At 57.8% G+C, this 25,515-nt stretch carries 29 protein-coding genes; 3 read left to right on the forward strand and 26 right to left on the reverse strand.

All coding sequences use genetic code 11. The features are described from left to right. Positions 1-12 precede the first annotated feature (12 nt). The 12 genes from MCM46_13155 to MCM46_13210 all read right to left on the reverse strand — a co-directional run bounded on the left by MCM46_13155 (position 13) and on the right by MCM46_13210 (position 10,598). Positions 13-1,065, reverse strand: coding sequence for a DUF2275 domain-containing protein (locus MCM46_13155; GenBank protein ID MCG3112757.1), 1,053 nt, complete (start codon positions 1,063-1,065; stop codon positions 13-15). Beyond that, the gene (locus MCM46_13160; GenBank protein ID MCG3112758.1) at positions 1,062-1,658 is read right to left on the reverse strand and encodes a sigma-70 family RNA polymerase sigma factor; all 597 of its coding nucleotides are present in this window, start codon (positions 1,656-1,658) and stop codon (positions 1,062-1,064) included. The genes MCM46_13155 and MCM46_13160 overlap by 4 nt, the downstream gene beginning before the upstream one ends. Positions 1,659-1,781: 123 nt before the next feature. Next, positions 1,782-2,240, reverse strand: a complete 459-nt coding sequence (locus tag MCM46_13165) for an MEKHLA domain-containing protein (protein MCG3112759.1) — start codon at positions 2,238-2,240, stop codon at positions 1,782-1,784. 130 nt (positions 2,241-2,370) lie between these two features. After that, entirely contained in the window at positions 2,371-3,765 is a 1,395-nt protein-coding gene (locus MCM46_13170; protein ID MCG3112760.1) for an Nramp family divalent metal transporter, read from the reverse strand. Then, positions 3,762-4,109: a hypothetical protein gene (locus tag MCM46_13175; protein ID MCG3112761.1), complete on the reverse strand. Its 348-nt coding sequence runs from the start codon at positions 4,107-4,109 to the stop codon at positions 3,762-3,764. The genes MCM46_13170 and MCM46_13175 overlap by 4 nt, the downstream gene beginning before the upstream one ends. A 304-nt stretch (positions 4,110-4,413) precedes the next feature. After that, complete coding sequence (locus tag MCM46_13180) at positions 4,414-5,022, reverse strand: GNAT family N-acetyltransferase (protein ID MCG3112762.1); 609 nt, start codon at positions 5,020-5,022, stop codon at positions 4,414-4,416. A 152-nt stretch (positions 5,023-5,174) separates the two neighbouring features. Further along, the gene (locus MCM46_13185; GenBank protein MCG3112763.1) at positions 5,175-6,902 is read right to left on the reverse strand and encodes a protein adenylyltransferase SelO family protein; all 1,728 of its coding nucleotides are present in this window, start codon (positions 6,900-6,902) and stop codon (positions 5,175-5,177) included. Positions 6,903-7,451: 549 nt separating this feature from the next. Next, positions 7,452-7,910 carry a DUF3574 domain-containing protein gene (locus MCM46_13190; GenBank protein MCG3112764.1) on the reverse strand — a complete coding sequence of 153 codons (459 nt, stop codon included), beginning with the start codon at positions 7,908-7,910 and terminating at the stop codon, positions 7,452-7,454. Position 7,911: 1 nt separating this feature from the next. After that, a complete protein-coding gene (lspA, locus tag MCM46_13195; GenBank protein MCG3112765.1) occupies positions 7,912-8,418 on the reverse strand; it encodes a signal peptidase II in 507 nt (168 codons plus the stop codon). 23 nt (positions 8,419-8,441) lie between these two features. After that, positions 8,442-9,083 carry a YceH family protein gene (locus MCM46_13200; GenBank protein ID MCG3112766.1) on the reverse strand — a complete coding sequence of 214 codons (642 nt, stop codon included), beginning with the start codon at positions 9,081-9,083 and terminating at the stop codon, positions 8,442-8,444. A gap of 251 nt (positions 9,084-9,334) precedes the next feature. Further along, positions 9,335-9,784, reverse strand: a complete 450-nt coding sequence (locus MCM46_13205; protein ID MCG3112767.1) for a CBS domain-containing protein — start codon at positions 9,782-9,784, stop codon at positions 9,335-9,337. 364 nt (positions 9,785-10,148) lie between these two features. Continuing rightward, on the reverse strand, positions 10,149-10,598 hold the full coding sequence (locus MCM46_13210) for a CBS domain-containing protein (protein MCG3112768.1): 450 nt from the start codon (positions 10,596-10,598) through the stop codon (positions 10,149-10,151). 399 nt (positions 10,599-10,997) lie between these two features. On the opposite strand from MCM46_13210, the gene MCM46_13215 reads away from it, so the two are divergent. Further along, entirely contained in the window at positions 10,998-12,116 is a 1,119-nt protein-coding gene (locus MCM46_13215) for a hypothetical protein (protein ID MCG3112769.1), read from the forward strand. Between the two features lie 72 nt (positions 12,117-12,188). Here MCM46_13215 and dtd read toward each other — a convergent pair whose 3' ends face one another. The 7 genes from dtd to MCM46_13250 all read right to left on the reverse strand — a co-directional run bounded on the left by dtd (position 12,189) and on the right by MCM46_13250 (position 19,498). Further along, a complete protein-coding gene (gene dtd / locus MCM46_13220) occupies positions 12,189-12,626 on the reverse strand; it encodes a D-aminoacyl-tRNA deacylase (GenBank protein ID MCG3112770.1) in 438 nt (145 codons plus the stop codon). Positions 12,627-12,678: 52 nt separating this feature from the next. Then, the gene (locus MCM46_13225; protein MCG3112771.1) at positions 12,679-13,851 is read right to left on the reverse strand and encodes a hypothetical protein; all 1,173 of its coding nucleotides are present in this window, start codon (positions 13,849-13,851) and stop codon (positions 12,679-12,681) included. A 183-nt stretch (positions 13,852-14,034) separates the two neighbouring features. Further along, complete coding sequence (locus MCM46_13230) at positions 14,035-15,582, reverse strand: DUF4157 domain-containing protein (protein MCG3112772.1); 1,548 nt, start codon at positions 15,580-15,582, stop codon at positions 14,035-14,037. Positions 15,583-15,665: 83 nt separating this feature from the next. Further along, positions 15,666-16,190, reverse strand: coding sequence for a hypothetical protein (locus MCM46_13235; GenBank protein ID MCG3112773.1), 525 nt, complete (start codon positions 16,188-16,190; stop codon positions 15,666-15,668). A 444-nt stretch (positions 16,191-16,634) separates the two neighbouring features. Next, on the reverse strand, positions 16,635-17,468 hold the full coding sequence (locus MCM46_13240) for a hypothetical protein (GenBank protein ID MCG3112774.1): 834 nt from the start codon (positions 17,466-17,468) through the stop codon (positions 16,635-16,637). Between the two features lie 175 nt (positions 17,469-17,643). Continuing rightward, entirely contained in the window at positions 17,644-18,168 is a 525-nt protein-coding gene (locus MCM46_13245; GenBank protein MCG3112775.1) for a hypothetical protein, read from the reverse strand. A gap of 469 nt (positions 18,169-18,637) precedes the next feature. Continuing rightward, positions 18,638-19,498: an alpha/beta hydrolase gene (locus MCM46_13250; protein ID MCG3112776.1), complete on the reverse strand. Its 861-nt coding sequence runs from the start codon at positions 19,496-19,498 to the stop codon at positions 18,638-18,640. A 235-nt stretch (positions 19,499-19,733) separates the two neighbouring features. On the opposite strand from MCM46_13250, the gene MCM46_13255 reads away from it, so the two are divergent. Both MCM46_13255 and MCM46_13260 read left to right on the forward strand, forming a co-directional pair. Further along, entirely contained in the window at positions 19,734-20,648 is a 915-nt protein-coding gene (locus tag MCM46_13255; protein MCG3112777.1) for a TerB family tellurite resistance protein, read from the forward strand. 66 nt (positions 20,649-20,714) lie between these two features. Further along, entirely contained in the window at positions 20,715-21,806 is a 1,092-nt protein-coding gene (locus MCM46_13260; GenBank protein MCG3112778.1) for a DUF362 domain-containing protein, read from the forward strand. Positions 21,807-21,823: 17 nt separating this feature from the next. On the opposite strand, the gene MCM46_13265 is transcribed toward MCM46_13260, so the two are convergent. The 7 genes from MCM46_13265 to MCM46_13295 form a co-directional block, all read right to left on the reverse strand. After that, positions 21,824-22,066, reverse strand: coding sequence for a hypothetical protein (locus MCM46_13265; GenBank protein ID MCG3112779.1), 243 nt, complete (start codon positions 22,064-22,066; stop codon positions 21,824-21,826). A gap of 143 nt (positions 22,067-22,209) precedes the next feature. Next, the gene (locus MCM46_13270) at positions 22,210-22,584 is read right to left on the reverse strand and encodes a DUF1801 domain-containing protein (protein MCG3112780.1); all 375 of its coding nucleotides are present in this window, start codon (positions 22,582-22,584) and stop codon (positions 22,210-22,212) included. A 196-nt stretch (positions 22,585-22,780) separates the two neighbouring features. Further along, positions 22,781-23,365: a YqaJ viral recombinase family protein gene (locus MCM46_13275; protein MCG3112781.1), complete on the reverse strand. Its 585-nt coding sequence runs from the start codon at positions 23,363-23,365 to the stop codon at positions 22,781-22,783. A gap of 173 nt (positions 23,366-23,538) precedes the next feature. Continuing rightward, positions 23,539-23,739, reverse strand: a complete 201-nt coding sequence (locus MCM46_13280) for a hypothetical protein (protein ID MCG3112782.1) — start codon at positions 23,737-23,739, stop codon at positions 23,539-23,541. Between the two features lie 34 nt (positions 23,740-23,773). Beyond that, entirely contained in the window at positions 23,774-24,847 is a 1,074-nt protein-coding gene (locus MCM46_13285) for a type II secretion system protein GspG (protein MCG3112783.1), read from the reverse strand. Then, positions 24,844-24,987, reverse strand: coding sequence for a hypothetical protein (locus MCM46_13290; GenBank protein ID MCG3112784.1), 144 nt, complete (start codon positions 24,985-24,987; stop codon positions 24,844-24,846). Before MCM46_13290 ends, MCM46_13285 begins: the two co-directional genes overlap by 4 nt. 45 nt (positions 24,988-25,032) lie before the next feature. Continuing rightward, positions 25,033-25,368 carry a hypothetical protein gene (locus MCM46_13295; protein ID MCG3112785.1) on the reverse strand — a complete coding sequence of 112 codons (336 nt, stop codon included), beginning with the start codon at positions 25,366-25,368 and terminating at the stop codon, positions 25,033-25,035. Positions 25,369-25,515: the final 147 nt, after the last annotated feature.

A 25,515-nucleotide genomic window follows, 5' to 3' on the forward strand; every position in this document is an offset into this window, starting at 1 on the left:
TGGAAAATTTCCTTATTTGGCCGGGGGCGGCTTGGCGGCGCCGGTCTCTTTTGATTTATCGAATAGAAAGGTCAACTCGATCCGCATCGAGGACGAGGGCTCCGCCCCGGTTTGGGGGGGCGGGGAGGAGGGCTGCGATTCGGAGATAATCTCTCCGACCTGGGTCAGTTCCGACTTGAATCGGCTATATTCAGACTTCGGGAGGTCGAGCCGGAACCGCGGTTTGGCATTGTTCGGGTCGTCTCTCTCGGCGGCGGGATGAAGGGTGCCGCCGCTGCGCTGAACGATCTCCCTCACCTTGGCGGAGAGGTCCATCGGTCCATCCGCTTTTCCTCGGGTGAGGAGCGTCAGGAGAATATCGGGAGGAGAGGGGGATTCCCTCTTCGGAAGCGCTTCCGCCGTCCGTTGCTCGCCTCTCTCCGGAAGAGGGGGACCTGTGGAAAGACCCGTTTCGGATTCGGTTTTTCCCGATTCGGCCTCTTTGAATGCCATCTTCTCCTGCGCGGGGGCCGGCGCCGGCGCGGCGCGGTCTTGCCGAGCCGACGGCTCGATTTTATCCGTCTCCGCAGGGGGGGCTTGTAGGGAATCGGATAACAACTGCTCCGATGGGGCGGCGGGTGGTCCGGCCGTGTCGGCCGATTTCGATTCCTCGACGGCGGGCGGCGCTTGCTTCAGGGCCGGCGCGGCTTCCGATGGAATCGACTGTGCCATCTGCTCCATCGGCTCGTTCGCCCGGTAAAGAAAAACAGCCAGGCCGACGACGAGAAGGAGCGCGGTGGCATGGAGGGGGATCTTGATCCTGAGCGGCTGGAAGAGGCGCTCCCAGAGGGTCGGTCCCGCCCCCTCTTCCCGGACGCGCGCCATGACCCGCTGTGAAAATCCGGCGGGGAGTTTCACCTCGGGAAGTCCGGCCACCCCCTTGATTCCGTCCCGCAGCTGCTTCGCCTCCGGGAGGCATCGGGGACAGGAGGCGAGATGATCCTCGATCGCGCGCCGGCGGTCGGCGTCTTCGAGCCGGTTATCCAAATATTCCGAGAGCTGTTCTTGGATCTGGTCGCAGTTCATTTCTCTATCCTACTTGAATCGTAATACGGCGCAAGCTTTGTTTTTAAGGCGAGCCGCGCCCGGTGGAGCCGGGATTTCGCCGTTCCGAGGGGAACCTTGAGGATACGGGCGATCTCTTCATACGGAAGGCCCTGAAGATCGTGGAGGAGAATGATCAGCGCTTCTTCCTCCTTCAGGCCGTTCAAACCTTGCTGGACGCGGACGTGCGCCTCCTTCCGCTCGGCCTCCTGCGCAGGGTCCGGACCGGGATGCGGAAGATCGGCGAGCGGATCGTGCGCCTCTTCCGGATCGTCTGCGTCGAACGCCGCTCTTCGAGACACGTCGGCGGCGAGGCGTTTTCTCCGGGTCATCGCCTGGTTGACGGCGATCCGATAAAGCCAGGTGGAGAAGAGAGCGTCGCCCCGGAATTCTTGGATGGCGCGGTAGGCGGCAAGAAAAACCTCTTGCGCCGCATCGGAGGCCTCTTCGATATCTCCCAGCAGACGGTAGAGGAGATTAAAGATCGGCTTCTGATGGCGTTGAAGAAGGGTCTCGAAGGCGTCGGTTTCGCCGTTCTGGACCCGTTGCACCCACTCCCAGTCGGTTCCGTCCATCTGGTTTATTTAGACAATGAAAAAAGAAAAAGGTTCCTTAAAAAGCAATCACGAATGAGGAATGTGGAATTTAGGAATTGAAACTCGGTTTCCCGGCTTTAATTCCTATTTTCATATTGTACCTTACAAGTATTTCCATCGCCAAAATGTCGCTGCTTGTCCACAGTGGCGGTTTTCCTTGTCGAGCAGATTCCAGACCAGCGCCTGCTCGATCATAAAACGCCGGCCGGTGCGGGAGATTCGGATCCCTTTGTAGTTGTCGATGAAGCCTTTTCGGGTGACCTCCGCCAGCAGGCGCGCCCGCTCTTCCCGGCTGACCGGCTCCGCCGTCAGCCGGGAGGGGGTGCGGGTAAACGTTTCCCACGACATTTCCCAAAGGGCCAGCGCGGTTTCGTTTCCGTAATCGAGGAGGGGGTCATCTTCGACGCCGTGGGAGACGACCACGAAAGGGGCGTGAAAAAGCTGTTCGGCGAGTCTGCTTGAAGAACCGGCGGGGATGAGAAGATCCCGGCCGGTCCAATGCGTAAAGCTTTGGAGGAGTCGCTCGGTATGTTCAATGAAGAATGCGCTCTTCGTGTCCATCCGGGGTCTTTAGGGTCCGATTCAGGGCAGCGGGGGCATTATGGCAGAAAGGGAGCGCTCCGGCAAGGGGGAGAGAATCCATTGCGGATTGCAGAATGCGGATTCGGAGTGGATGCAATCGTAGGGGAGATCATCCCTCTGGGGTGAACAGGCTCCAGAGGTAGACGAGGGCGAAGCCGGCGAAGAAGAGGGCGGCGAGGGTGGTGGCGAGGAAGGCGGGGCGGGAGGGTTGCAACTCCGGCGGAAGACGGCGGCGATTCAGATAGAGGGTCAGTCCGGCGACGATCGGAATGTGGGCCGCTTCGATCCCGCCGGCGAGTTTCAGCAGGCCGACCGGCTTGCCGACGAAAAAGAAGAGAACGATCGGAAAAAGGGTGACCCAACCGATTAAATAAACGCGGCGCCAGAAGGCCTCGTCTCCCCATCGCCCTCCCGGATGGAGCGGGGCGACGAGGAGACGGGTCCCGGTCCCGAGGAGCCGCGAAAAGCCGTCCTGGACCGAAAGGACCGTTCCCCAAAATCCGATCAAGACGCCGGCGACCATGAACCAGTATCCGGCCGGTCCCCAGACCCCTCCCAGCAGGTGGCCGAGGGTGGCGGCGACCCGATCTTCGTCGGGAACCAAGCCTCTCGGCTTCAGCAGCTCCGCGCCGAGAATCAGGAAGGCGATGGCGATCGCCAGCGCGCCGATCACCCCGACCGTATTGTCGAGGGTCATCTGCGTGAGCCAGCCGCGCAGGCGCTGCCGGCCTGCGGAGGACGAATCGACCCCTTCTTCCGAGGCCGCGCGGCGCGCACCGGCGGCGCCGTATCCCTTTCGGGGAATCCAGAACGAATACCAGATGAACCCGGCGGCCCCCGAAAGCATAAATCCGAGCCAGGGGAGGACCTCCCCATAGTCGACGTTCGGGGGGAGGCGCGGGATCAATCCCTCGGCGAGCGCCGCCGGATCGGGAAAGAGCAGCAAGGCGGCGGTGAGGACGAGGACGGCAAGGAGGATCGCCACCGCCGTCGCGATCCGCTCGATGATCCGGTAATGGCCCTTTAAAACCAGAAATGCGGAGAGGGAGATGAGGCCGGCCGTCCAGAGGCGGATCTCCCCCGGCAGGATCAAGATCAGGGCTGTGGCGGCGGCGCTGGCCAATCCCGCGACGGTGGTGGCGGCGACCAAGAGCTGAGGGACCAGAATCAGCCAGACCGCCCAATTTCGCGGTCCGGGGAGCTTCGAGAAACCATCGAGCAGCGAGACGCCGGTGCAGACCGCGAAGCGTCCGACCTCGCGGTTGATGAACCACTTGAGAAGGACCGCCGCCAGGAGGCCCCAGAGAAGCGCATAGCCGTAGAGGGCGGCGACGCGCGGGGTGAAGAGCAGCTCGCCGGAGCCGGTGGCGGAGACCATCCAGAGAAAGCCGGGGCCGAGCCAGAGGAGCCGCCGCCGGCCGCGCGGCGGCTCCGGGATGTCGGACCGGCCGCGCTCCTCCGCCGGCCGGGAATAAGAGGGCCGCTCTTTTTTTCGGGGGATCACGCAGCCCCTCGTTCCGTCCGTTCGGCGGGACGATCGACCAGATTCGGCATGATAAATTCGGTGAGCGTGTCGATCAGGGGGTGCCGGTCTTCCGGATAAAGTTCTTTGAGCTGCTCGCTTGCCTGCCGCAGCAGATCTTCCGTCGGCGCATTGTCCCGCGAGGAGAGCCGAATCAAAGAATGGATGATCCCCTCGATCAAGGTCTGTATGCGAATGTTCTTCCGCTCCCGATCGAGGTCCGGAAAGGCTTCGTCCACCAGATCTGAATAGACCGCCGCAAATTGCCCCGCCAGGTAGTGTCTTACCTCTTCCGGAAGAGGGCGAATCCGTTTATCTAAATACATTTTCGAAAGCTCCATAGGAATGTAAGCAAGTGGATGAGAAGGAGGACCCTTGGGCCTCTCCCGTTTCTCTGTAAGAAGAAAGCCCGCCCGACGCCGATCTCTTCCATCACCGATCGGATCTGCTTCAGTCCAGAGCGAAGAGGAGCCATCGAGCAGATGTATATAGAAATGGTAGCGAATCGGGGCATTTGTTTGCAACGGAGCGGAGCGGCATACCGGCCGAAGGGGATTGCATTTCGAAGCTGGATGTGATCCGACGAGAGCAGGGCCGCTTGGGGAGGCGGTTCGTGATTCCGAGAAAGAATCAGCGCGCTCCATCCGAGGGATCGTAGCGCATGATCGGCCGCGTTTCGGAGCGCCGGAGCGCTTCTTTGAATCCGGCCTTTCGAAAGGCCGAGGCGATGCCGGTCCAGGCGAACGGGTCGGGCATGGCGTCTTTCTTCGGTTCGATCGGATATCCTTCAACCGCCCGAGCGCCGTTCTCCATCGCAAAGGCCACCGCCGCTTTCAGCAAGCGCGGGGTGATCCCTTTCCGCCGGAACGGTTTGGAGACGAAGAGACAGGTGATCGACCAGACCGGGGTGTCATCGATCGGCTTCAGAATACGGGAGCGTTCCAAGGCAGGGTAGTTCTCCCGCGGGGCGACGCCGCACCAGGCGACCGGTTGCTCCGCAGCATAGGCCAAGATTCCGAGCGGGGCTTTGGAGCGGGCCAGCTTCTGGAAAGCGGCCCTGTTTCCCTCTCCCTTTTGTTGATTGAATTGTGACCGCGGCAATCGCCAAAACATACACCAGCAGCCGCCGCACGCCCCGCGCGGGCCGAAGAGCGTTTCGAGGTCTTTCCAATTTCGAGACGTCAGCGCCTGAAAGGTCAGCGGGGGCGGTTCTTGATGATGCGGAGCGGATCGACTCATCGGAGCGTTCCTTTGCGGGAAAAGATTCCGGGTCGGCCGATTGTATCCCTTTGTGCGGAGCATCGCAAGGAGGGGCGACGCATGCGTCGCCCCTTCATGATGATCGGTTTAAAGTAATTTGATCGTAAATAAAGAAAGAATGGCCGGTTCCGCTAGACGCTTTCCCGGTATTTATTGACCGTATCCAACATGGCATGTAACAGCCGCCGTGTTTTTCTGCTCTTCGCGTGTCGGCCCGGGGCGGCCGCTGCGGAGGGCGATTCCGGCCGCAAGATCTGCCCTTCCACAAACTCCTGGAACATCTGGTGCAACTCTTCCGTCGAGATCGTTTTCCATTCTCTGACCATCCGCTGCCCGACGAAAATAATGGCGTCTCCGGTCACCCTATTGTAGCGGTTGATCAGAGCGGACCGGTCCCCGATCTGACGCAGGACCTCCTCCGTGGTCCGTCCCTCCAGATCGGCCGCCCGGCGGACCAGGCTCCAATACACCCGCTGGAACTGGGCGATCTTCTCCTGCCGGCTTCGACTGAGCCGGACATCGGCCGTGGAGGCGTAATCCGACCGCAAAATATCGATGAACTGTTTTGGAGAGATTGTGTCGGCGGCGGACAAATAGAGGGGGGGCAATTCGCGCAGGATATCGCGGATACAGAAGATGGCGTCCCAATTGAACCCGTCCGCCACGGCATGACGGCCCCGCTTCGCCTTCGCTTTTTCAAAATATCTCAAAATGGTTCTGAATTCCCCGACCCGCTCCCGATCCTGCGCGCTTTTCAATAAGAGGGCCTGGGTGTTTTGATCGAAACCGATGCGGTAGAGAACGGCTTCATCCCTTGTCTGCTCGAATATCCGCTCGAACCGTTTTAGCGACGGATGGTTTTTGAAGGCCCTCAGGTTTTTCTTTTTTCCGCTGGTCAAAAAGTCGGTGAGCTGCGCGAAGGTTCGGACGAGGTATTTGGCCTTGTTCTTCTGTTCGGTGATGCTGGTGGAAAGGCGGTCGACGTCGTCATATCGGTATTCATGGTGAAAGAGGCCGAACTGCCGGACCGAGCCGTAATCGATGATCCCCGCATCGGTGAGGATATTGTCTCCGTCCCATTCCATCCAGCAAAAGATATATTCGCTCTCAAATTGCGCGGCGGCTTTTGCAAACGCGACGGTGATCCGCTCCAGCAGGTCGCCGTACTTCTCTCCGGCATTCCGGATCAAAGGCCACTCTCTGTTTTCGACCTGTCTGGCGATGTGGTAATCGACCACCCGTTTTAATCCCGAGTAATCTCCTTGTTTGAGGTATTTAAAGAAATGGGCGGGACGCAAAAGATTTTTCCCGGCGCGCACGGTAATGCAGGTGTTGTCGTCAAAAGCGATCACCGCCAGCGTTCTCTCCGTCCGGATTTGATTGCGATGGAAAATATCGCTCATCAGCGCCGCGCAGACCCCGTCCGACAAATCCAAACGGCCGCTGCCGTACGACGCGTTTTTATCGCCGGTCTTAAAATATCTTTTTTCGATCGCCGTCGCCGGGCTCAGGCAGGTGACGCCGGCGCCGCAGCTGGAAATATCCCATCGGCCATGAGGACCTTTAAACGTCCCGTTCCAGATGCTACGTCCGTCGCCGGAGGTATGCCCCTTTTTGTCGGGATGCTGCATCTGCAAGTAGCGGGTCGCCATATAGCGATGGGGGCGGATGTCTTCCTTCGGGATTTTGACATGGTGGGTGATGTCGTATTCGTTGATGATCTGCAGGCTGAACGTATCGAGGATGGCTTGGCTGAGCGCGGGGGTGATCACACGGCGCGCTCTTTTTGGAATCAGGCCGATCTCTTCGGCAAGATCGAAATTAAAATAGAAGAGCTTCCCCCCATGGCGCGTTCTCACGGCATAATCGACAAAGCCGTTTGGAACCGCCGTTTTAAAAGGATGTTCCCCATTGATCCGAGCAAACCGGGAAGAAACATCCTCTGCGCTCTTTTTCTGTTTTCTTTTTATTGTGATCGACTCCGGATTGTTATGCGTGATCGGATGACAACGGCGGTTTCTTGAACGCGCCGCATCCGATCACGATCTTATTATAGCAACAGGTTGGGTTTTTGTGATCTTAGATATGTCTTTTAGATATATGGGGGACTGAGATCGTGAGGCCGCTTCGACCCATTCTAAAGTGCACTATCCTCCGCCACCAACCAAAACGGCATCCCAGCGGACCTTCGACCAGCCGATCCGGGGGAGAAGGGCCGCGACCGCTTCCGGGTCGGGGAGCCGGTCGCTTCCGCGGCAGCCTCGACCAGAGGGCGTAATCGACGATGTCGGAATAAGAAAGGGTCGCTTGAACGAAAACGATGAAGCGAACGATCTACAGGATAAGAAAGTCGGCGGACTGGCAAGTAAGATTTCAGGGAAGGTTCCCAGGCGGCGATCAGAACGACATCAAAACCAGACCTGAACCGCATCCCGAAGCCGCAAGACCGAATCTTGCTCGTATTGCTGCTCGTAGCGATGGATGATTTCCTGGATGGCCGATTCGGCCTGGAAGGTATCGGGGTGGATGATCTGTAAGACCATCGATCGTTCCTGGACGAGCCGGTTGTCGGCGCCGCGCCACTGGCCGTTGGCCTCCCAGTAGGTGAAGCCGTCCGGAAAACGGGGGGTGACGATGTCCCGGAGAAAGTCGCTCCATTCGGCCTCGCCGACCGGGCCCCGCGCGGTGCTCAGCCCGAAGAAGAGGGTGTCGGAGATCAGGACCGTTCCCTGGCGGCCGATCGACGGAGAGATCGGACGGGTGTTTCCATCCGTGGCGCACCCCGTCATGGAGGTGAAGAGGAGGCCTAAAAGAAGGAGAAAGGGGAGGGGGCGCAGGGGATGTTTTTTTTGAGAACCGTCCATCATCTCAAGACCTCGATTGAAGTTCCTGCCGGCGAGCCGAGCGGATCTGACGCAAGAAGAGTAAACCAACTCCGGCCGTAATTGCAAGATCGGCGACGTTGAAAACGCCGGTCCGAAGTCTCCCGATCCCGACGACCAGGAAGTCGATGACGTAATCGTAAAGAACGCGGTCGATCAGGTTGCCGAGTCCCCCTCCCAAAATGAGGGAGAAGGCGACGACTTCGATCACCGACAAGCGGCGGTTGATGAGAACGTAAAGGAAAAGTCCCACGAGAAAGCCGCCGACGAGGACGGAAAAAATCCAGAAGCGGGTCGTCTCCGAGAGCCCGGACCCCAGGCCTAAAAACGCGCCGGGATTCTCCACATAGTCCAGCCGGACGATCCCGCCGAAGAGAGAAATCGGCGGAGCCGATTCGAGCCGATCGCGCGCGATCACCTTGGTGACCCGATCGAGTCCCACCGTGGCGAGGAGGAGGGTGACAATCAGAAAGCGTTTTTTGACGGCCGTCATCCGGTTTTTCTTCGGGACTCTGCTTATTGAAATTGCGCCTTGAAATCGTGGAGGGTCCGTTTCAACTCCTCCAGTTCCTGACGGAGGGACCTGACCTCGTTTTCGAGTTTTGCGACCGCCTCGTTCTCCATCGGTTCATTCCGGAGGGCCGATTCGGAAGGGGCCTCCTCTTTGTTTTCGGGGGGGCCGGAGAGAAGGTGGGCATAACGCGATTCCTTCCGGCCGGGCTGCCGCGGAAGGAGGGCGACGTAGCCCCACTCTTCCAATGTTTGAAGGGTCTTCTGGGCCTCTTCCAAGCCGGCGAAAGAATGAAGCCGCTCCGTGCGCCCGCGGATCTCTCCGACCGTCTGCGCTCCCCGCAGCATCAACACGCAGAGGACGGCGGCCTCCCGCTGCACCAGGTTGGCGCTCTTGAGAAAAAGCTCCGAATACTTCGGCACTCGGCCGAGTTGGTCTTGGGTGGCCAGCCGCTTTGTTTTCAGCGCTTCCAGCGCCTCGGCGACCGTCTTCTCATCATAAGAGACGACCGGGTCGCGGTTGGAGGTTTGGTTGCAGGCGTTTTGAAGGGCGTTGAGGGAGAGGGGGTAATAGTCGGGGGTCGCCATCTCCTTTTCGATCAAGCAGCCCAAGACGCGGACTTCCGCGTCGGTGAGAACAAAATCCATCAGCACGGCTCCTTTACATTTTTTGTCATGAATGGTTTTTTATACCTGATCCGATCCGATTTCGCAACCGTTTAACCTTTGCGTGCGGTCGGGAGAGGGTGGGTCGTGATTGAGGCGGGGTGAATGAAAGAGAGGGGGCTTTTTGGATCTTTCTCTTTGGCGAAGACCCGGATCACCTCCAGGGGGGTGGAAAGGTCACCGGGTCATCGCCTCCTTGTGAAGAGAAAAAGTGGAGATCTCTGGGGAAGGTCCTACATCCACCAGACCTTGTCGGGGACTTGCGATTGGAGGTAGCCCTTCATCAGATCCCTTCGGGCCAACATTCCGACCAGTTTCCCCTCCTCATCGACCACCGCGACACGGATCAGATGTTTGTCTTCCATGACCTTCATGATTTCCGCCGAGCTCGCTTCGAACGGGACCGTGATGGCCGGTTTGGTCATGATGTCGCCGGCGTTGATTTCGTTCAGCTGCTTTCCCTGCCGCATCGCCTTCAGCAGATCGTATTCGCTCACGATCCCAACCGGTTTTAGATCGCTGTCGACGATCGGCACGCTCCCGAAATTCCCGGTAGTGATCGCCGCGGCGATCGATTGCGCTTTCACTGTCTTTGTAAAATAAACCACGTCCTGCTGCATGAACTGAGCAGCGGTCAATGTATTGAAATCCGTTTGTCCGACCATAAAGTCAATCCGTCTCATCCATTCCTCCTATGACTCGTTTCTGGGGAGACTCCTTCGTTGTAGGGTCCGCCGGTTTCATTCATACCAATCCGGGCTTCATCCCGCCGGCATGAAATCCCGGATACAGAATAAGTATGCCACAGAAGTGGAAAGTAGGCCACACGGCCGCTGAGTATAAATTTCTACATACATCACAGCGGGGTCTCGAATGAAACGCGAGGGAGCGGGGCTGGAGGGGCCGCCGGCCGCGGCCGGCTTCGGAAAGAAAAAACCCGGATCATGAGCAGGAGAGAGGAGCGCGTGCGCCAGGGGAGGTTCGCGCGCTTTTATCCGTCTCATGGTCCGGGTCGTTTGATTAAAGTATCGGGGCGCGCTGTTCCGTTTACATCCACCAGACCTTGTCGGGGACTTGCGCCTGCAGATAGCCGTGGAGCAGGTCCCGGCGCGCCACCATGCCGACCAGCCGACCCTCCTCATCGACCACCGGCACCCGGATCAGATGCCTGTCCTCCAGAATCTTCAACACGTCGTCTGCCTTGCTCTCCGGCAGGACCGTGACCGGCGGCGTGGTCATGATCTCCGCCGCGCTGAGATCGTTGAGGGACTTTCCTTGTCGCACCGCCTTGAGCAGGTCGAACTCGCTGACAATCCCGACCGGTCGCCTCTCCTCGTTTACAATGGGGACACTCCCGAAATTACCGGTAGTGAGCGCCGCCGCAATCGATTGCGCCTTCACCGACGGCGAAAAATAGACCACATCCTGCTGCATAAACTGCTCGGCGATCAATGTGCTGAAATCTTTCTGTCCGACAAGGAAATCGACTCGTCTCATGATTCTCCTCCTATCATCTTTTAGAGACTGCGTTGTTTGCAGCGTTTATTCTTTTTTCAGGTATTAGGGCTGCGTCCTTATTCTATAAAGCCTGTTGGAGAGATGTGAGGAACCCTCATCGACTCTATTCCGATTCCGAATAAAAACGAACGCCAAAAGGGATTATGCCATAAATGTAATAAGAGGACTATTCCGCGGAGGAGCTAATACGAATGGGTTATTCTACGATGGGGAGCCCCGTTCATATCGAATTTTGCCTATTCTTCACGTCGATCACGGCTTACAGAACGGGATTGACAGAACCCCCTGCTTCATGGAAAAATCAACCGCCCCTGAGATTTGGGGCGGTATCCATCAGACCTCGGTCGGCCGCGGTCATAAAAGAGGAATGTTTGATCTATGCTTTTGATTTTACACCCCCATATCGACGAGAACAGCGCCGCTTTCCAACAGACCTGGGCCTACCTGGCCACCCTTCCGAACATTCGCGTCCAGAAACATATCGTTCAAGGAAAGGCGCAGCGGCTCACGGAGATCTATCTGATCGGAGACACCGCCAAAGTCGACCGGGAGCTGATCGAAGCCCTCCCGGCGGTGGAGCGGGTTGTCCGGATCTCGGAGGAGTACCGCATCCTGGGAAGGCATAAAGACGAACGCCGCGCCATCGGGTTCGAATACAACGGCATCCAGTTCGACCAGGACAATCTCCATGTCTTCGCCGGGCTTTGCGCCGTCGACACGAAGGAGAACGTCGAGGCGATGTTGAAGGCGCTTTCCGCGCAGGGCCAGCGCTGCACGCGGATGGGGGCCTACAAGCCGCGGACCAATCCCTACTCCTTCCAGGGACATGGCAAGGGGTGTCTGCCGTATACCTTCGAGCTGGCGGGGAAATACGGGATCAAGGTGATTGCGATGGAGGTGACGCATGAGGACCATGTCGAGCAGATCGACACCTGTCTGGAGCAGACCGGCCGGCCGACGGGGGTGATGCTGCAGATCGGCACCCGCAACACGCAGAACTTCGAGCTTCTGAAATCGATCGGCCGGCAGGCGAAATACCCGGTGCTGATCAAGCGGGGCTACGGCATCCCGCTCACCGAGTCGCTGAACGCCGCCGAGTATCTGGCGAGCGAAGGGAACGCGAATGTGATCTTCTGCCTGCGCGGAATGCACAGCTCGTTCGCCGCGCCGCATCGAAACCTGGTCGACTTCGCTCAGATCCCGGTGGTGAAGCGCCTCACCCGGATGCCGGTCGGAATCGACCCCTCCCACTCGATCGGCAGCCGCGACCGCTCGCCCGACGGACTGCTCGATCTCTTCCACGCAACGGCGCAAGGGGTGATCGCGGGAGCCAACCTGATTCTGGTCGATTTCCATCCGGAGCCGCTCAAGGCGCTGGTCGACGGCCCGCAGGCGCTCCGTTTGGAGGAGCTGCCGCATTTCCTGGAAGATGTGCGGATCGCGCGCGAGGCGTACGAGAAGCGCCGCCGCCTTGCAAAAACCGCAATGACAATTTAGCGAGTCGTTTTCATTCCAGCCGCGCCGCATTCCCCTTTTAAAATCTCTCCCGGTCTCTTGATCGGCGGAAAGTCACCCCTCCAGCAAAAACGTCACCGGCCCGTCATTATGAAGCGAGACGACCATGTGTGCGCCGAACCGGCCGGTCTCTACGGTGAGGCCGGAGGCGGCGAGGCGGTCGACAAAGGTGCGGTAGAGCGCCTCGGCGAGATCGGGGGGCGCGGCGGTGGAGAAGCCGGGGCGGGTTCCTTTGGCGACGTCGGCGACCAGGGTGAATTGCGAGACGACGAGAAAAGCGCCTTTGATCTCTTGGATGGAACGGTTCATCCGGCCTTCCTCATCCTCAAAGATCCGGTAGGCGAGCAGCCGCTCCGCGAGACGAACGGCTTGCGCGGCGGTGTCTCCCTTCGCTACGCCGAGGAGGACGACCAGGCCGGGACCGATCCGGCCGATCACCTCTTGATCGACAGCGACCTGGGCTTCGATGACCCGTTGGATGAGAATTCGCATCGATGAAGTCGATTCGGGTGAACTTCAGAGAAGAGATCGAAAAGGCTTCCCTTTAGTCCCTCATTTTCGAGACGCTTCCGGCGTCGTCGGAAGAGGGCTGAAACTGATTCTCCATCGCCCCCTCGTCGAGGGTCAGGAGGAACTCGGCCAGGTTTTCCGCCGCTCCGAAGGTCAACCGCTCTTTAAAGTTCTTCGGCATGGCGTCGTCGAAGCCGGGAACGATGAACCCGCTCGGGTTCAGGATCGACTCGATCACATATTGCTTCGGCGTCGTCGCCCGGACCTTCCCCTCGCTTAAGGCGCGTTGATATTCCGGAGATTGAATCCGCTTCTCGGCGATCGTCTTGAGGGTCAACACGGGACCGATCGTTCCGACCTGCGCGATCCGGACCGTCGGGATTTTGTGACAGACATAACACGCCAGCTTCTCGATGATCACATCGGGCGGCTCTTTGGAGAGACCGACCTTCGAAAGGTCCTGCGGCACGGCGACCGACAGCGGCTTTTTGTCCGCTCCTTCGGGGAGGGTTAATTGCCTTCCGAAATAGTTCTCCCAGTCCTCTTTGGCCGTCACCTTCGAAAGATCCCCCTGCGCCTCGACCGCCTGCAGATAGGCGACGACCGCCGCCATCTCATAGTCGCTCAGCCCGAGATCCGGGCGTGGAATGAGCGGCATCATGCTGACGGTGTCGTTCGAGTCCTGAATGCCGAGTCCCTCCACCACATAACAGCTGGGGCAATAAATCGACTCGATGACATATTCGCCCGCGGTTTTCGCATGGGGCCGGATTCCCGTTTTCGGCTCCCCGGCCTCGGCGTGCCGCCGGGCAAACGCCCGGTAGCGCTCTTCTTTGATTCGCTCGCCGGCGCGCGCCATCACCCCGATCAACGGCGGGAAGCGGTTCGGCGGCTGTTCCGGCAGAATCTTGTGGCAGGAGGGGCACTGGCCCCGGCCGACCGGCAGGCCCTGATCCGAATCGAGGCGGGGATTGTTGTTCCCGAAAAGAACCCGCTCTCCCAGATCAACCATTCTTTCCGGAGAAAAGGGATCGGCGTTCTCGGCCCGCTTGGCGGGCGGAGCGGACGCCGCGGTGGGCGAGGGAGCGGCCGGTTTCTTCCGAGCCTCCCCCGATCTGAACTCGCGCACCAGCATTAAAACCAAAAGGAGCAATGCGCCCAAAACAAGGTGTAAGAGGGGACTGCTTAATTTCGATTTCTCTTTCATTCGCTATCTATTCCTTCTTAAATCGATGGGTGGAGAAACGGTGTGGCGGGTTTTTCATCTCAGGTGATGGAGATGGCCTAGATGTTCCACGGTTGGCGGTCTCGTCATGAAACGGGAGAATATCAGAAGGAAGGGGATGTTTCAAGAGCCGGCCTGTTGAAAGGATCAAGCGAATGATCGCGCTCAGCGGGGCACGCTTGGTCCGATTTGGAGGGTGGCGCCGACGGTGAAGAGCCGGTCCATTCCGGCCTCTCGGGTCGGGTCATAGGTCCGCCCGGCATTCACCGAGAAATCGAGCCAGCGCCAGCGGTAGCCGAGCGCCGCCCCCGCTTCGTAGCCGATTTTCTCTTTGCCGCTGCCGAGGGCGAGCGCCGGCCCGCCGAAGAAGGAGAGATAGCCGCCGCCCGGCTTGCTCGGATCGAATCGAAGGCCGCCGAGCAGCGAGACCAACGTCGTCGATCCGGCCGAGGCGGCTCCGGCTTCTCCCGTCGTCTCGCCGATCAGGCCGACGCCGATCCCGAGAGAGGGGTGAACAAAGCTGAGGACCGGCCCCCGTTTTTCCAGACCGAGATAGAGGCGCGCGTACGTCGTCGAGGCCCCTTCCTCCGGAAAGGCTTTTCCGATCGACGCGCTCAACACCGGCACGTAGCCGGTGTCGTAGGTGCATTTGGCGGCATCCCCCGAGCCGAACCCGAAACACGATTTCTCGCACCCGGCGGCGAGCGGCCCATGTCCGAACGGCGCCCACTCGGTCAGATGGATCACTTCATGGAGAATCGTCGATTCCAGCGGACCGCAGATCGCGTTCATCGCATCCGGGTAGAGATTGACGGTGGAGCTGAAGAAGCGATTCGCCCGGCCGCACGGGTTGCCCGTTCCCTGGTTGCATTTGATCGTCAGGCCGTTAAATTCATCGAGGATGTTTTCTTTCAACGACTTGGTTTTCACGCAGTTGCTCGTGTGAACTTGGTTGAAGGCGGCTTGGGCCGCCGCTTCGACGGCCGCCTTGTTGTAAGGGGCGGTGTTGCACCCGGATGATGTGGTGACCGAATAACGGGGCGCCGGCGCGGCGGCGCCTCCCCCTCCCGCTTGCCGTTGAAGCGTCGGGGCGGCGCCCCCCTGTTGGACCACATGGGTCAGCTCGTGCGCCAGCAGCTTTTTTCCTTGAGAGGTGTGCGGCGCATATTCCCCTTCGGCGAAGACGACATCCCGCCCGACGGTGTAGGCGAGCGCATCGACCGCGCGGGCCGACGTGACCGCTTTCCGGTCGGTGTGGACTCGCACCGGGCTTAAGTCGTAGCCGAACCGCGGCTCGAAGAAGGCGCGGGTCCCTGAATCGAGCGGGTGGCCCGGCGTGCGGAGAGCTTCGTGGACGATGGGGGGAACGGTGCTTTGGGTGGCGTCGGCCGTCTCGGCCCGTTGGGTTTGCAGATCTGCCTGTCCGGCCTGTTTTGTCCGGCAGGGGGCGCATTCGCCGCCGCAGGAACAGGGGGATGCTTTCTTTGACTCAGGCATCCGCATCACCTGCGCTGCCATCCGATCGGCTTCCTGCTCGTGTTTGTCTCCGGGGGTGCTGATTTTTAGTTTTGTTTGCAGGCGTTGGGTCGATTGGTTTCCGAGGGTTCGTTGTAACTGGAGCAGGGAATGAGGATGTTGAGACGGATATTGCGATCGGAGGTCGTTGGAGGTTCGCCGTAGAGGTTGCTTCTGTTTCTGTGTGAAGATGCGCATCGCCTTCCTCAGATCCTGAGATATTTTCGCCTGGCGGCAGGGGGAATGTCAAAGTAAAGATTCATTCGTCTCTTGATGACATGTCAAAGCGGCAGGTGCATCTCGGAAAGTGCTGCCAGGAGGTCTTGTTCTTGGATTGCTTTCGTCTTTGCGAGAGGAAAATCGTAGGTCCGCCCTGAAGTGGTCAGCTCAAGCCACCACCATTCTCCGCCCATTGTCGTGGTGAAAAGCAAGTAAAAGCCGACGGCGCTGAAACCAAGGACGGCAATGAGGAGCATTCCGGCCATCCGTCCTTGGCTGCCGATGACCATCGGATTCTGGGTGTCGACCAAGCGGGGAATGAAGTAGTAGCCGAAAGTCCCGAAGGAGAGGATCAGGATCAACGCCAGTGCGAGTCCTAACGCCGGGTATTTGACGCGTGATTTTTGATGCAGGCGAACGGAGGTAATTTCGTTGAGTCGAAATTTTTCTTTGAAACCGTTCTCACGCAGAATAATCAATTGTGTTTTCGTAGAGGTCAGTCGGCCGATTTTTCGAATGACCTCTTCTTCGGTAGAGGGAGACACTTCTTTTTCAGGATATTTTACGAATGACCAGGGATTATACATTTAATGTTTCCGCATACTTTCTGTCTTCCGGCAATTCACACAGAGAGGTTCGTCGGTTTAAAAGCGCGCCACCCTTGAAACCAGCCGTGCAGATGCCGGTTGCAGAGAAGCCGCCGGCATCTGCTGCAGATCCCGCCGTCCGCAGTGTCAAATTGCCTGCGGCATTGGTCGCATTCCATCAGGGTGAATGAGCTCGATCCCGACCTGTTCTTCATGTGATGGTGAGTGCCTGTGGCGGTTTACGCGGGCGGGTCGGACTGGAGGAAGTTTGCCGTTGATTCCGTTTCGGGAGAGAGAGTCGCATCGCCGTTCTCGCGGTTTCGGCTATTTTCGCTCGTCGGCATGCATTTTGTCAAAGGAAAGATAGAGATCGGGGGGGCCTCCCGATCGGTTTAGGGCGGGTCTTGTTTGCTTGAAGCGGTCGGCGGAGAAGTCTCATCCGGGTTAGAACTGAAGACTTCCCTGAAAGACGAGTCGATTCGTATCGTCGACGCCTGATTCGCTCCGGGTCCGTTTCTGTATTCCGCCGGTGACGTTGAGGTGAGAAGTGACATAGCGGAGCGCGGCCGTCAGGCCGGTGTAGTCTCCTTCGAGCAAGGTGTCGTTGTTTTGGGTGGTGTTTACCTCTAAGAGGAGCTGCAGTTGTTTTGATTCGGTCAGGGGGAAGAGGGCGCCGAAGTCGACCAGCGTGTGTCTTTCCTCATATGATTTTCCGAAATCGGAGATCATGATTCCGGCGTCGAAATAAAAGCCGACGAGGATGCTATCGGGTTTTCCGAGTTCGGCCTCCGCAGACGAAACGAGCAGCGCCTTGAATCCCCACGATCCGAACTGCCGCAGCTCGTCCTTGCCGGTCGGCTTAAAATAAGTGAAGGAAAGTCCGGCCGCGGGGAGGTTGTCTTTTTTGTTCTCGTCAATGAAACGCCACTTCAGGGAAACATCGACGTCCTGGAGGGTCCGTTCCTCCATTCCGACGACATTCACGAACAGATAATCCGCGCGGGCCGACAACTCCAGGCGTTCGAGAAGGCCGACGGTGACCGTGGGCATCAATTCGTTTAACGTGAGGTCCGGATTGTCGCTCTGCTCGTTCGCGAGGCTGAGCCCTATTTCAATTTGTCCCGGAGCCAACGTGTCGGCCGATTGGGTAAAAAGGAGTCCGCTCGGTCCGAATACCGTGGGAGAGATTTTTACAAACTCGGTATGATGGTCTGCCCAGGCGGTCGTGGATGAAGAATAAAAAGCAAGGAGCGACAGGAACAAAAAAAAGCGACGCATAGGTTCCCCCTCAAACGCGGTTGATATCATCGATCATCATCCTGATGAGGAGTATATCCAAGGGTCCGAAAACGGTCAAGGAAGCGCGGCTCTTATTATCCCATCTTGGTGTGGGGAATGTCGAAGGATCCACGTCGACTCGACTCATGAGCGACGTCCCGATCCGGTGATGCGACTATGGCGCTTTCAGCAGCGGGGGGAGGGTCGGGCGGGGCGGCGGGGTTTCTTTCGAGAAGCGCTCGGTCGGGCGGAGTCCATATAAAGTTTGGAGCGGTTCGGAAAGCCAGACGGGGCGGACCTGTTTGGAGGGGACATCGACCTCCCACCACCATCCCCGTAGGACGCCAGTTCGTTCGTCTTCCAGGGTCGCCATCGTATAACTGGCGAGATAGACCCCGTCTCTCCATTCGGTGTACCAGCCGTAGACGCAGAGGGTCTTCCCCGGCTTCCAGCATTCATCCCGTTCCCGATAGACGGTCGTCTCGGCAGGGAAGTCGCGGGTTCCTTCGTCGAGCATCGCTTGATAATCGGCCCGGATCAAATCGAGCGCCACAAACGAGGAAGGGGTCAGTACGCCGGTGGGAAAAATAAAGGTGAGCGCGAGGCCGCAGACGAAGATTCCCATGAGGAGCAGGATGAGCGGGGAAAGAAGCCGTTTCGGCCAGGAGGATGGTTTGCGTTTTCCCTCCGGAGGCTGCATGTCCGGAACCTTTCGGGGATGAGTGATGAGAGGTCTCTCTTGTGTTCTTGTGCGGGTCAGCCGCTCGACTTTCGTATGACCTCGGAGGATATATTTAGTCTTTCCGGATACTTTCCGCCTTCCGGCAATTCACACAGAGAGGCTCATCTCTTTTAAAAGCCCGCCACCCCTGAAACCAACCGTGCAGATGACGATTGCAGAGGAGACGCCGGCATCGGCTGCAAATCCCGCCGGCGGCCGTGTCGAATTGCCTGCGGCATTCGTCGCATTCCATTAGGGTGAATGAGCTCGATCCCGACCTGTTCTTCATGTAATGGTGGGTGCCTGTGAAGGAGCAATAATCAACAATGCGCCTGGAGCGGCCGCTCCGGTGTCGGATAGGATCTTACGCTTTTGTAATGCGGTTTACAATTATTTCCTTAAACGTCATACAAGGACGATCAAGGCAATCGAATGGTCCCGGTTTGGATTATGCGGCGGCCTTCCTCCGGGCCGCCTCCCCGAGAAACGCCAGCAGGTCGCTGTTGACCTTTTCCGCATGGGTCCAGTTGATGCCGTGCGGTCCCCCTTCCACCGTGATCAGCCTGCTTCCCTTGACAATCTCACGTATGCGCTTTCCGGTGGCGGGGAAAGGGCAGATCCGGTCGGCATCGCCGTGGATCACCAGCGTCGGGATGTCGATCCGTTTCAGGTCGTTTCGGAAGTCGGTCGACGAAAACGCAGTAACGCAATCGAGCGTCCCTTTGGGAGAGGCCTCCGCGGCGACGATCCAGCTGAGGTGGACCGCCTCATCGCTCACCTTCTCCCCTTTCAAGAGATCGACGTTATAGAAATCGGAGAGGAATTTGGAGAGAAGCGCCGGCCGGTCTGCAACGATCGCCTTTTTGATTCCGTCGAAGACGCTGCCGTCGATCCCATCCGGATTGTCGGTGGTCATGAGCATATAGGGTGGAATCGCCGCCATGAAGACCGCTTTGCTCACCCGTCCGGATCCGTGGACGCCGAGATAGCGGGCGACCTCGCCGCCCCCCATGGAGAAGCCGACCAGAGCGATGTCCCGCAGATCGAGCTTTGTAATCAGCTTGTGGAGGTCCTCGGCCATCGTGTCGTAATCGTAGCCGAACGTTGGCTGACTCGACTTTCCGAAGCCCCGGCGGTCATACGTGATGACCCGGCAGCCCGCATCGAGCAGGGCCGGCACCTGCTTCTCCCAGGAGTCGCCGCTCAGCGGCCAGCCATGAACCAGCACCACCGGCCTGCCCGAACCGTGGTCTTCGTAATAGAGATCGATGTTGCCCGAGTTTTCCCTGTCGACGGTGATGTACGGCATCTGAGACCTCCTGTGTGTTCGTCTGCAAGTCGTTATTATATAAGTGGGGTCATCTTACCCTTCCGTGAGGAATTTAATCTGTAAGGGGAATGACGCTGTTTCCGATTCAGAATAAAAAGCAAGGTGCGGGGCGGCCGTTGACAGTCGAAAAAAAGATCGTTATTGTCACCTTGCCGAGGGATCGAGGCGCAGCCGGAAAAGCAGGTAGATCATCAAGAGAAAGGAGAGAGACCTTATGTCAAACGAAAAGAAAATCTCCTTGGTTCGGGTGCTGATCGCCCTTGCCTGGGCCGACGGCGAGATCAGCCACGACGAGCTGAATTTTCTGAAGGACTTTATGTTCAAGTTCGATTTGACCGGAGACGAATGGGCCAAGATCGAGATGTATATGGAAGACCCGGTCACCCAGGAGGAGGCGGAGTTGCTGATTCACGATTTCGTTCAGCACCTCGGCGGCGCCCGGGAGCGCCAACAGGTGATCGAGGCGCTTCAAAAGATGACGGCGGCGGACGGCGTGACCACCCCCGAGGAGAAGGCTTTCCTGGAGCGGTTTTCCGGCATCATCAATGAAGCGGGGCCGGCTCCCGCCTTGTTCGGGCGCATCCGGGGGCTTTTTCAGGAGACGGTCTTCAAACCGGCGCGCCGCTCGAAGCGGAGCGAGGAGCTGCATGAGTTTCTCAACAATCGGATTTTGTTTAAAGTGCGGCGGAAGCTGGAGCGGGATAAGCTCTCGATCGAGGCCGATCCGGAGGCGCTGACCTATGCGTCGCTCTTCGGCGGGCTGCTCGCCCACGTGGCGTCGCTCCACCAGCCGCTCACCGACACCCAGATGGCCGTTTTAAAAAAACATCTGAAAGAGATCGCCGGATTCGACAGTGAAGGGACGGCGGTGATCGAGTCGGTCATCCGGGAGGCGGCCGGGAGCCTCGACCGGTTCCGGCTGACCCGGGAATTTTACGAGAAGAGCACCCCGGCGCAGCGGATTCAGCTGATCGAGTGTCTTTTCGATATCGCCGGGGTCGATACCGATCTGACCCATTCCGAGGTGGAGGAGGTCCGCGCGATCGCATACGGATTGAGGCTGACCCATTCGGACTTCATCAACGCCAAGGTGAAACATCTGCGGGAGAGCGAAAAAAAGACCAATTAGGAATTACGAATGAGGAATCAAAATAAAAAGTCGTTGTGAGAAAAATTGTAAATGAAGGAAGAAAATTTGAACGAAGAATCCGATCCCATTTCCCCTTCCCGCCGCTCGTTCATCCAAATGGCCGGGGCGCTGCTTCCGATCTTCATCGCCAACCCGTTCAACCTCTTTCGCTCGTTCACTTCCCCCGACGGCGAGCTGCGGCCGGTCCCGCGTCCCAAACCGAACCGGTTCGTTCAGGACGGAAAGGCGTTGGTCTCCGTCGTCGGCGGGGAAACGATCGACCGGATGGTCCGGGAGGCGGTTGATCTGATCGGCGGGATCGGGCGGCTCGATCTGAAAGGGAAGACCGTTCTGTTGAAACCGAACGTCGTCTCGCACAACCCGCCGCCGGCGACGACGAACCCGGAGGTCGTCCGGAGCGTGGTGAAGCTCCTTTATGAGGGGGGGGCCGGCAAGGTGATCGTCGGCGACATGTCGGGGGTGATCCGGCTGCCGACCCGGAAGAATCTGAAAGAGACCGGGATCGAGGCCGCGGCGCGGGAGGCGGGGGCGGAGGTGATCGACTTCGACGACGCCGAGTGGATCGAGGTGAAGCCGCCGCAGGCGCAGTTGAGCGGGAAGATTTACGTCGCCCGGCCGGTTTATGAGGCCGATCTTCTCGTCAACGTCCCGGTGGTGAAGACCCATCAGAGCGCGACCTACTCGATCTGCCTCAAAAACCTGGTCGGGGTGACCCACCCCCGGAACCGCCCCTATCGGGTGAACCCCGCCCGCTGGGAGGAGGTGGTGGCGGAGATGAATTTGGCGGCCCATCCCGACCTAAACATCGTCGATGCCACGACGATCATGGTCGCCGGCGGCCCGCAAGAGGGGCCGGCGGAGAAGACGAACATGATCTTCGCCAGCGGCGATCGGATCGCGGCCGACGTTGTCGGGCTCGGATTGATTAAACACTTCAACCGCTGGAAAGGGGTCGCTGAGATCAGCGTCTGGGCGCAGCGGCAGATCCGCTACGCGCAGACGATCGGGCTGGGGGTGAAGGAGGCCGCGTCGATGAAGATGATCGCGAAGCGGCTCGAAGGGGACGAGGCGGTTTTCTCGGCATTGATCGCGAAGATCGAATCGGCTCTCGCCGAGGGGCCCGAGGGGGGATCATAAAAAAGAGCATCCTGTTGTTAGGACGATTGCCGCTTGCTTAAGACGTTCATCAGCAGCGGGAGGGTGGTGGCCGCGCCGACCAGCAGAAGGGTCCATCCGATCGCCTTCCGTTGGCTCAAATTAAATCGGTCGGCGAGCAACAACGCTACTCCCGCGCCGAGGAGGGCGCGTGTTCCGCTGATCAGTCCGATTTCGGGGAGCGTCAGCGCCGCTGTTTTTGCCATTTCGCTTCCTTTTGCCATTGAGAGGATGTTCTTCATGCGGTCTCCTTGCCTGAGAAATTCTCTTATGCTGTTCCTTTTCTTCCTACTTTAAACCTCCATCGTCTGGACAACAAGGGTCTGGCTTACATTTCAGGCAATGGGGCTCCGCCCCACGCCCCAAATAAAGGGTAGGCCGGTTATTAGCGGTCGCGCGCTTTTTCGTAGGTTTCCAAGAACTTTTCCACCGACACACTCGCGACGATTTCGCCGATCACTTCCAGCGGCAGGTTCTCGATCCGCATGAAGCGGATGCACGACTTTCCCATGTCGAGGTGCTTGCGGGAGAGTTTATAGGCGGCTTGCAGCTTCGCCCCCAGCTTGGCGTCCTGAAAGATGCTGGTCAGGTAGAGGGAATAGTACCCTTTCTGCGCCGCGATGCCGGCATAGAGAAGGGGCTGTCCGTTGTAGGTTTTGGGATAACGCTCCAGCGGGACCTGATAGGAGATCATTCCCCAGTTCATCACTTCTTCATAACCCTCGGGAAGCGCTTCCAGGATCACGCTTCTGACTTTCATTACAATCGCCCGGCGGTCCGCCGGAAGTTCACTGAGGTATTCTTCTATCGTTTTTGCCTGACTTGAAACCATTCTTGCCCACTCCTATCAAATTCTCATTGAGGGTGATTCCATTTCCATCGACGCAACGCCCCGACCCTCGGCAGGGCGATGAGCTTTCTTTGCCGTTGTCGTCGCTGTCATTGATTGTCCAACCTTATCGTTGCACCGCTTCTTGTCTGATTTTTAATAACTTCTGCCAGAAGAGATATTCGGTCTCCAGGAGACGGCCGATGTACCGTTCGTTCCGCGCCACCTTCAGGTGAAGCTCCGGCCTCCCCGGCAGATAGCAGTAGAAGTCGATCGATTGAAGCGGGATGACGGCGAGGATGTGCTGCAATTGGCCATAGTAGTAACCGGGGACATCCCCGGAGGCCGCCACCTTGCGATACACACTCTCTCCGCATTTTATCTCCACCACCGCCGTTCCGTTCGCCGCCACACCGTCGACGCTCGCCCTCAGCCACTCCTGTTTCACGCTTTGCAGGCAGGCCGGTGTGAAGGCGACCCCCACCTTGGTTTCGTAGCGTTTTCTCGCCTCCGGCTCCAGCGCGTTCCCTCTTGCCATCGCCGCATTGGGGCGGGTGTTTTCCCCGTTGCATTTTTCCTGCAGCAGGTCGTCGGCGCTCTTCCAGGGATTCTCCCCCATGATCGTCGGCGCATCGGAGGCTCCGATTCCTTGACGGCGCCATTCCAGCCACTCCGGGGTCCCTTGTTGAAGATGGATGGTCACGTACGGCATGCAGCGGCTCCTCTAAACAAAAAATGGGTGAGAGTACGTTTGGGCTGATTGCGCGGCCACTGCCCTCCATTGTACTCTTACCCATCCTTTTTTCCTATGACTACTTTCTAAAGCGTCTTCTTCCTTAGGTAGCCGCCTTCTTTGCAAAAGAATGTCCTCTGTCATCCGAACCCTCATTCGCGGTTATTTAGAATGAAGAAGATGAAAAAGGCGGATGCAAAAGCGATCAGCACGAGGAGCCTTGCCCAATGAATGACCCGCTTCTCCTCTTCTCCGGAGATCACGCCGAATCCTTTTCCTCCGGTGTAGCGCAGAACGAGGACGAGGAGGCCGAAAAGAAAAAGCAGAGCCACATCGAGCGCGAAGTGCTTCATGGGTTGCTAATGTATCCTTTTTTATTCCAGTAGGCTACTTCTTCTCTGTCGGAAACTTTAGGCCGATATTACCTGGATTTGATTGGCCGAGTTCCGGTGGGATATCATCTTGAGTGAATGGGAGGCCATCTTTGCCAACGCTGAAAAGATAATAAGCCGTTTCCTGATCAAGAAGCTCATAATGAAAAGGTTTTAGATTGTCTTTTGTGCTTATCATAGGATCATTTATACCAATCGTTTGGTTAGGTAGCATAGACTGTCTTAGGGTCTCAAGAGATTCCGGGTACTTTCCATTCTGAAGTTTGTAGAACTCAATTGCCTGGACTAAAGAGTTAAGATGCATTCTGGCAAAAGTCTGATTGACGTCTTTAAATGAGTTCGAGGTGAAACTGAGATAAATGAGTATTCCATACGGTAAGATGGTACACAAGAATGTACCGCCAAAACCGATAAGGGCGACCCTCCTCCCTCCTCTCTTTTTCATAGTAAGGCCCCAGACAATTGCAATGAGACCACACAAGGCTCCGAGCAGAGGAATGAACGAAGCAAAGGCAACAACATATGGTCCTCTTCCTATTTTTTCTTCAGTATCTTGGGCAGGTTGTTGGGTCGGTACCACTACGCCAAGCGGTTGCTCCACGTTCTCAGTATTTATTGAGGCGAGTCTCATATATTTTTGGAGATTATAGTAGTATACGGTTAAAGCAATAATTGGAAAGGAATATCTCAGGGCATCTTGAGATCCTGGTAGTTCGATTTTCAGAAGTTCGATTGCGGCGTTTAAAAAGGACAAGTAATAAACTAAATAGGCAATTCCATAGATAAGCACGATGAGTGGAACGCTTAGGCAAAGATAACGCTCCAAGAAAAATTTCCCATCACCCTCCTGATTTGCCCGAAATGAAATGTTCAGCCCTACGAGGGTAACGCAGATATAGGCGAAGATGAAAAAAAGGTGTAGAGATGTATAGGGACCTCTGACAACTGAACCCGAACCGACAATCATATGAATGATGGCCGATGTGACGACGTAGTTAAACTTCTGGCGCTCGGATAGCTTTCCAGCCTGGAGATCAGTTGCGAGTTTTGCCGGATTCCAAAGATTCATGCGTATTCCTGAAACCAAACCACCCGCCTTTCCTCTTCTCCGGAGATCCCGCCGAATCCTTTTCCCCCGGTGTAGCGCAGAACGAGGACGAGGAGGCCGAAGAGAAAAAGGAGAGCGATGTCGAGCACGAAGGGCTTCACCTTACCCAAACGGCAAGGTACAACATTCTTCCAACCGCCGTATTTCTATGCTGCGTCATCCGGACCATCGGATTCTGAGGGTCGGCCGATCGCGTCGGTAAAGATCGGCGGTTGAGGTGAGGAAGCGCGCATTGCAACGGCCGGCGGCGGTTGGTTGCGGCCCCCGCCGAGACGATAATGGTACTCCGCTTTTTTTCCGAAACGCGTTTTCTTTTTGCGGTTGCCGACGCGCTCGTAGTGTTGGGCCATCCGCGCGTACCGGTCTGCAAGGTAGAGATGCAATTCGGGATTGAGGTTGCGCCGTCCCGTCGGATCGACCACCCAGCGAAGGAGGTGGATCCAGGCCACATCAAATCGTAGTTGCCAGATTGTTGTTTCCATCGCTCAGCCTAAGCGAGTACAGCAGGTGAGTCGGTCGATTCAGTGCTACTGATCGATCACATTCGTCTAGGAGCCACCGGCATCCCAGAACGGAGTTAATAGGATCACCTGGCCTTGCATTACGACAAATGTATTATTGCAAGACCT

It is taken from the genome of Candidatus Manganitrophus morganii (assembly GCA_021651055.1).
GTDB lineage: Bacteria > Nitrospirota > Nitrospiria > SBBL01 > Manganitrophaceae > Manganitrophus > Manganitrophus morganii.